This window comes from Phaeodactylibacter sp. (genome assembly GCF_040219495.1).
Lineage (GTDB): Bacteria > Bacteroidota > Bacteroidia > Chitinophagales > Saprospiraceae > Phaeodactylibacter.
Map to the genome: position 1 here is coordinate 48,195 of NZ_JAVJSK010000087.1, position 8,073 is coordinate 56,267.

Here is an 8,073-nt window from a genome sequence, read left to right on the forward strand (position 1 = left end):
AAGTTAGAAATTAAGATTTACACCCAGTGTGAATGTCCGCGATGCAAAATAGCTGTAGCGGCGATCGATGCCCGGGCTAAGTACATCAGGGTTTGAGAAGTCTACTTCTCCACCATTATCTGATGAACCATAGTCTACCAATGATGGTTCAGGGTCAGTACCCGTGTAGTTAGTCAGAATAAACAGGTTTTGTCCGGTTAACGACACTGTAAGACCACGGATAGCAGCACCCTTCTCAAAAGAGAAGCTTCTGGAGATGGTCAGGTTATCCAGTTTGAAGAAGTCTGCCTCTTCTACGTATAGAGAGCTAAACTGCGCAGACGTCAGTCCTGGCTCCGCCAACTCTGTATTAACAAAGTTATAAGAAGTCTGGGAAGAAATGCGAGGCTCATAGAATGCACGGAAAGTATTGACAAGGCTGTGGCCTAAGGCACCCCGGAAGAAGGCATTTACAGACCAGTTGCCGATAGAAAGCTGATTGGTCCAGCCAAACTCCAGATCAGGGATACCATTACCGAGTGTCTGGAAGTCAGCATCCGGGTTCAATGCGTTACCCTGATCAGCGATCACCTCGCCATCACCATTCAGGTCTGCCAGAATAGGAGAACCATCTTCACCTACTCCTTCGAATACAGGGCCCCAAATTTGTCCGATTTCCTCACCTTCGCGAATTACAATCATATTGGTACCGTTCTGACCAGGTGCACCCAGGTTGGCGCGCTGCTCCACAGGTACAACATACTCCTCAAGGGTAGTCTGATAAGTACTCAGTACCAGTCCTGTATTCCAGATCATGTTCTCCTTACGGATGACATCGTAGCCCAAAGTCAGCTCTGCACCTTGTGTAGTCAGGCGACCGGCATTCTCGAAGCGACGGTCAGTACCGAAAACAGCTACATCAACGGTACGCTCGAGGATAAAGTCGGAGATATCACGATCATACAAGTCCAAAGTAGCGTTTAAACGGCCCATGGTGAATTCCACACCGAGGTTCAACTCTGCTTTTTCCTCCCACTTGAGATCAGGGTTGGCGGCACGGATCAGCTCTGTAGAAACGCTGCCGTCGTCACCATTTACAACCTGACGGATCGGCTGAGACAGACCGTTTGGCCCAGGCAGGGCGCCAGTCACACCATAACCTACCCGTACTTTCAGGAGGTCAACGTTATTGATATCCAGGTAGCGGTTAACGTCTACACCCACACCAAGAGCAGGGAACCATCCCCAGCGGTTATCCGCACCAAGCTTAGTGGAGCCCTCACGGCGGATAGATGCATTCAGGAAGATCGCATCGTCGATGGTCATGTTGGCCCGTGCAAACAAGGCAATGATTTTCTCGTCCGGAGACACAGCGCTATTAGCGGAGATAAAGCCCGCATTCTGCAAGTCCTGAGAAGTCTGAATCAAATTACCGAAATCAAGGGAGTTATCTGGAAAGTCACCAAGGCTGAGGTAGGTAGACTCGAAGTTATTCTGCTGGTATGAGTAACCACCCGTCACACGGAGGTTAGACTTTCTGCCCACATCACCAACGTAAGTGGCATACCCTTCAAACAACTGGAAGCTCGTAATCTCGTCGTACATATCTGCACGGCCTTTACGAGTGGGGCTAGTGGCATTACCCCGGAACAAAGAAGTGGTCGGATAGTACGTGCGGTTAGCCAAAGTGGTTTTCTGCTGTGCCACGCGGCCAGCGATTTCCAGGTTTGGCGTGATGTCATAAGCAACGCGGCCACCGTAGGTTACTTCGGTGCGCTTGCCCTGATTACGGTTCTGCTCAATGATAGAAACCGGGTTGAAGCTGTCAAACAGACCGAGTGTTTCGAAGAAACCACCGTACTGATCACTCTCAAAAGGGAATGGCGCATTAGAACCCAATACCGGAGCCGTAGGGTTGTAAAGTACGGCATAACGGAGGGCTTCGTTGAAGCCGTAGTCAGAGTTCCGGTTGGTAAAAGACGAGTTGAAGTCAATGCTTACCTTATCATTGAAAGCTTTGGTCGAGAGGTTAACACGGCCGTTGAACTGCTCAAAGCCGGAATTCTGGAGGATACCGTCTACGTTACGATAGTTACCGGATACACGGTAAGAGGTGTTGCCCGCTCCGCCGGAAGCAGACAAGCTGTGTATATTGCTAAGGCCTGTACGCGTCACTTCGTCTACCCAGTCGGTTTCGCTGCCCAGGTCCGTACCACCAGCCGCGACGAATTCCTGCGGGCTCATGACCGGAACGCTGTTGAATGCTGTGGAAGCAGCAGCCTGACCATTGTAAGAGAACTGTACGCCCTTGCCTTTCTCACCGGAGCGTGTAGTAACCAGAATTACACCGGAAGAACCACGGGAACCGTAGATCGCTGCGGCGGAACCGTCCTTAAGAACGGTTACATTCTCAATATCGTTGGGGTCAACGTTAGCGAGGGAAGCACCGATGATACCGTCCACAACCACGAGTGGTTCTGTGTTGGCACCTACGGTAGAGATACCACGCAGGCGGATAACGCTCTCGCCGTTGGGGTCACCACCACGGTTGTACACCTGAAGGCCCGCTACCTTACCTTGTAATAACTGGGAAGGATCGGTAATTGGGCCACGGTTAAATTCGTCAGCCCCTACAGAGGTAACTGCAGAGGTAATTTCTTTCTCCTTCTGAGAACCATAGCCTACTACGACTACTTCTTCCAACTGCTGTCCGGCAGAAAGGGAGATGTCAATCTTAGTTTGGCTACCAATCTCAATACGCGAAGAAGTGTATCCTGTGTAAGAGAATTCCAGTTCTTTCGCATCTGCGGAAACATTAAGGGAATAAGCACCATCGAAGTCTGTAATGGTACCGGTGCTGGAGCCAACGACAAGAATGTTTGCCCCGATCAGGGGTTCACCTGTCTCAGCATCCGTTACCGTACCGGTAAGGGTACGCTGCGCAAAAGTGAAGTTGCACAGCAGGAGAGCCAAGACGAGGAGCGCGCCCCTTGTCATGGAGTTGATGTTAAGTTTCATACACTACTTTGGTTTAGTTAGTAAAAACTATGTCTGATTAATAAATCCTGTTACTATAAACATGACTGTCAGCTTTTGATAGCCACGCTTACATTTTCTTTGTACGAAGCGCTGGGCTTCTTTTAATTCAATGGGATTGTTTAAACTGAAATTCGAATTAGCAGACAAATTGTGTCCATTTTACACTAACTAGTTTGTAAAAGTCTCAAATTAGATGGAAAAAACAAAGATCAGCAAACAGTTTTTTATAAATAGGTTTCAAACCAAATTAAATTACGATGTTAAATTAACGTTAAGAGCTTGATCCTGCAAGTAAAACGCACCACTTTTATCATTCGCTGCCTGATCAGGTGGATCATCACATCTCGTCCGGACGTGTAAGTTAGGCAAAACCTAGACGCGGAAACCCTGTTTGGGACAATAGATACGAATTCCTTTGTTATGCCTGCACCCAACGATTTGCCTGCTGCGTTTTCTTTCAATTACCTAAGGGTAACCTTACTTATTCTTTTTGGGGGTTGGGCTTGCACGGCACACGCACAGCTACAGGACCTGCAAATCACAGGGAGCAAAACCCGTATTGACCTCCCTTTTCAGTATACGAATGGGTTTATCGTCGTACCGGTCGTCTTCGAAAACTGGTTCCCTCTGAATTTCATCTTCGATACCGGGGCCGAGCATACCATTCTGAGCCAGCGGGAGATTACAGATTTGCTCCAATTGGAATACCGCAGGCGCTTCACCCTTGTAGGCGCCGATCTGAGCCGCGAGTTTTACGCCTACCTGGTCTCGGGCATTAACCTTCAGGCGGGTGCTATACTTGCCAAAAACCGCTCCATTCTGGTACTGGAAGAGGATTACCTGCGCCTTGAAGACTACACAGGGGTCAAAATCCACGGTATTCTGGGGGCAGATTTTTTCCGGCGCTTTATCATTAAGATTAATTACCGCAAGCGGGTCATCTCTCTGTATGACCCCAGTGCCTACCGCCCCCCCTCTGAAGGCTACACCCGTATCAACGTTGAATTCAGTAAAAGCAAGCCCTATGTCTTCCCCGAAGTCGTCCTGCGGCAGGGAGATACGAGCACTCTTAAACTGCTATTGGATACCGGTGCTGCGCTTCCTTTGCTCATTAATATGGATAGCGATCCGGGCCTGGTTTTGCCCGAACACGTTATTCCCAGCAATCTTGGCGCAGGGCTTGGTGGTTTCCTCAGGGGCTATAAAGGCAAAGTTCCCAGCTTACAGCTTCCCCCTTTTCGGTTTTCGAGCGTCGTCACCAGCTACCAAGACTTGCAATTGGGCGAGATCGACAGCACCCAACTGGACCAGCGCAATGGCATATTGGGCAATGAAATACTCCGGCGCTTTACGGTCATTCTGGATTACATCCACGAAGAGGCTTATCTGCAGCCCAATAAAGACTATGATGACGAATTCAAAGTTGACCGAAGTGGCCTGCTGATTATTGCTACAGGCCCTACCCTCCGGGACTATCTGATTTATAGCGTCCTGGAGGACACCCCGGCTCAGGAAGCAGGCTTGCAGACCGGAGATGAAATCAAGCGTATTAACTGGATGCCCACCACCCTTTTATCCCTTAGCGGCCTGATCGGGAGGCTGCAAAAACCTGCTGGCAAAAAAGTCCGTCTTGTGGTTAAACGCAACGGTAAGCGCATCAGAACCACCTTTGAGCTTCGTGACCTGATCTGAGCCCTTTTTTTATCCCCAGCTTATATTCCTTATATTCCGGCACCTGATCAGTACCGCTCAACCTCGTGGAGCTGATTACGTTCTATTGAAAATAAACCCGCAAAATTAAATCATTTACAACTACTTATGGATATTAAGGTATATACTCCTTTCGAGCCCGCTACCCTTTCCGAAAAGGGGCACATCGTAGATTTTTTGTTCAAACACCTCGATCAGTACGGTGATGCCCGTAAAGACATTCAAAAGGCAATTCAGTACGCCCTGAAAGAGACCGCCTCCCACGGTGGCTTTGTCATTACCGGAGAGATTGATGGAAAGATCGCAGGCTCCGTCGTGATCAACCGTACAGGTATGGAAGGGTATATCCCGGAAAACATCTTGGTCTATATCGCGGTGGATGGCAGTCAGCGTGGCAAAGGTATTGGTAAGGCCCTTATGCAGAAAGCCATTGACCTGGCGCAGGGCGATATGGCACTCCACGTAGAGCCCGACAACCCCGCCCGCCACCTTTACGAGAAGCTGGGCTTCACGAACAAGTACCTCGAAATGCGCCTGAAAAACAAGTAAACCCTTTATATGCATTGGATTGATATTGTAATTTTCATCGTCTACTTCCTGGCGATGCTGGGGATAGGTTTTTTCTTTTTCAGGCAAAATCAAAACGCCGATGACTACTACGTAGGTGGTCGGGATATGGGTAGCCTGCACATTGGCCTGTCTGTTGTTGCAACGGATGTTGGCGGCGGGTTCTCCATTGGGCTGGGAGGCCTGGGCTTCCTGATGGGCATTGCCGGCTCCTGGATGCTGTTCACGGGCCTTATCGGAGCATGGCTGAGCGCTGTTTTCCTTATTCCTAAAGTCAACAGGCTTTCCAAGAAAATCAATCTGCTAACTTTCCCTCAGCTCTTTGATTTCCTCTTTAGCCCAAGAGTGGCGCTATTGGCGGGCATTATCTCTGCTATTGGCTACCTGGGCTTCACCAGTTCGCAGTTGCTGGCTGGTGCCAAACTGGCCTCTGCGACTTTCACCGACCTGAGCATGACGCAGGCACTCATCATTATGGGGGTCATTGCCGTCGTGTATACGGTAGCCGGCGGCTTAAAAGCGGTCATTTATACCGATACCGTGCAATGGATCATTCTTATGGCCGGCCTGGTGTTTATTGGTATTCCGTTGGGGTACTTCGCTGTGGGCGGCATTGAAGGGATCCGTGAGGTTGTCCGGCCCGAGTTCCTGCAGCTAACCAACGTGTCCTGGTCACAGCTATTGAACTGGGGCGTCACCATCATCCCGATTTGGTTTGTTGGCATGACGCTCTACCAGCGTATCTACGCCTGCCGGGATGAGAAAACGGCCCGCCGGGCCTGGTACATTGCCGGTCTGTTTGAGTACCCCATCATGGCTTTCATGGGCGTTTTGCTGGGTTTATTTGCCCGGGTGGGTGCCGACCAGGGTATGTTTGTGCACCTGGGGTACAGTGACCCTATGGCTATGGATGCCGAAATGGGGCTGCCCCTGCTGCTGAGAACCGTACTTCCCGCCGGGCTGACAGGCCTGATGCTTTCGGCTTACTTCTCCGCTATCATGTCTACCGCTGATAGCTGCCTGATGGCGGCTTCCGGTAACGTGGTGACGGATATTTTGGGGCGCTTCCTGCCCCTCAAGGGAGATGAAAAGAAAATCTTGCGTTATTCCCAAATCGCTACCTTTGTCATTGGCGCTATTGCCCTGCTTATCGCCATGAGCATGCAGAACGTACTGGAGTTGATGCTCCTTTCGTATGCTTTCATGGTATCGGGGCTTTTTGTGCCGGTTATTGGCGGTATGTACTGGAACCGGGCAACGCCCACGGCAGCGTTTTGGGCAATGCTCCTGGGCGGCGGCACCACGCTCCTGCTCATTTTGACCAAGTGGCAACTGCCTTATAATTTAGATGCAAATATCGCGGGGATTTCGATTTCTGCTTTGTCCTTCATAATATTGAGTTATGTAACCACGCCGCCGGACATACCGGCAGCCGTAAAATTGTCTGACACAACCCAATCTGTATGACGAAAACAAAGCCTTCCTGGATGAGCGACATTGATCAGCTTAGGCATTATCTCCACCAATACCCGGAGCTGAGTGGCGAAGAGCATGAAACCGCTGCCTTTTTGGCTAAGTCGCTCCGGCAACTGGAGCCTTCCCGACTTATTGAAGGTATTGGTGGCTGTGGCATGGTCGCTATTTTCGACAGTGGGCAGCCCGGCCCTTCCGTGCTGTTCCGTACCGAGCTGGATGGTCTCCCGATAGAAGAGATCAACGACTTTGACTACCGGTCTACCAAACAGAATATTTCTCACACGTGTGGGCACGACGGGCACATGGCCGTTATGATGGGATTCGCCAGAGCACTGGCCCAACAGCCCCCGAAAAAGGGACGTGCCCTGCTCCTTTTCCAACCTGCAGAAGAAATTGGTGCAGGAGCAGAATGGATGCTAAAGGATGAAACCTTCGAATCGATTCTGCCCGTCGATTTCACAGTCGCCTTCCACAACCTTCCTGGTTTCCCTCCTGGCACTATAGTTTGCAGGGAAGGCGCTTTCAGCGCGGCCGTGCAAAGCCTGATTATCCGTCTCAATGGAAAGACAGCGCATGCCGGTGAGCCAGAGTATGGCATCAATCCCGCTATGGCAATTTCAGAAATCATCAAAGAAGCCGGCATCGCCTGCCAGCCCAAGATAGAGGAAGAAGGATTTGCTATCCTGACGCCGGTGCATATCAACATGGGCGAAATTGCGTATGGGGTATCTGCCGGATACGGCGAAATCCACCTTACGATACGAACACGTACCGAAGAAGAAATGCAGGCCCTGAGCAAACGGCTTTTGGATTATACCGGCCGGGTGTCCCAAAAGTATGGCCTGGAGGTAGACACCGAATGGACCAACGTATTCCGCACCACCCGGAACGACCCGGAAGTGGTGCAGATCATCAGGCAGGCTGCAGCAGACAATGGGTTCGAATACCACAACAAAAACTGGGCTTTCAAGTGGGGTGAAGACTTTGGAGCGTTCACCCAAAAGTACACGGGAGCGATGTTTGGCATAGGAGCAGGCTTAGACCACCCGGCACTACACAACCCCGACTATGACTTCCCCGATGAGATCATCCCCGTGGGTATTGATATGTACCGGCGTATTTTGGAACTCGTGCTGGAACGTTCTTCCTGACCAGGAACTTATCTAAGAGCGTGTTGGGACTTTTGTCTTCTAGTCGAAAACTAACAATTTTTTGGTTAGACGAGGCACGAAAACCGGAGTTTAGCCTTAGCTAAATGAGGATTTTCGGGACGAAGTATAAGCAAAAAAGTGTAGTTTGCAG

At 50.3% G+C, this 8,073-nt stretch carries 5 protein-coding genes; 4 read left to right on the plus strand and 1 reads right to left on the minus strand.

Translation table 11 applies throughout. The annotated features are described in order from the left end of the window. Positions 1-3 precede the first annotated feature (3 nt). Entirely contained in the window at positions 4-2,997 is a 2,994-nt protein-coding gene (locus RIC19_RS13295) for a SusC/RagA family TonB-linked outer membrane protein (RefSeq protein ID WP_350178817.1), read from the minus strand. A gap of 441 nt (positions 2,998-3,438) precedes the next feature. Here RIC19_RS13295 and RIC19_RS13300 point away from each other — a divergent pair, with 441 nt between their 5' ends. The 4 genes from RIC19_RS13300 to RIC19_RS13315 all read left to right on the plus strand — a co-directional run bounded on the left by RIC19_RS13300 (position 3,439) and on the right by RIC19_RS13315 (position 7,922). After that, a complete protein-coding gene (locus tag RIC19_RS13300; protein WP_350178818.1) occupies positions 3,439-4,710 on the plus strand; it encodes an aspartyl protease family protein in 1,272 nt (423 codons plus the stop codon). Between the two features lie 126 nt (positions 4,711-4,836). After that, on the plus strand, positions 4,837-5,277 hold the full coding sequence (locus RIC19_RS13305; RefSeq protein WP_350178819.1) for a GNAT family N-acetyltransferase: 441 nt from the start codon (positions 4,837-4,839) through the stop codon (positions 5,275-5,277). A 9-nt stretch (positions 5,278-5,286) separates the two neighbouring features. Further along, a complete protein-coding gene (locus RIC19_RS13310; RefSeq protein WP_350178820.1) occupies positions 5,287-6,762 on the plus strand; it encodes a sodium:solute symporter family protein in 1,476 nt (491 codons plus the stop codon). Beyond that, positions 6,759-7,922 carry an amidohydrolase gene (locus RIC19_RS13315; RefSeq protein WP_350178821.1) on the plus strand — a complete coding sequence of 388 codons (1,164 nt, stop codon included), beginning with the start codon at positions 6,759-6,761 and terminating at the stop codon, positions 7,920-7,922. Before RIC19_RS13310 ends, RIC19_RS13315 begins: the two co-directional genes overlap by 4 nt. Positions 7,923-8,073 lie beyond the last annotated feature (151 nt).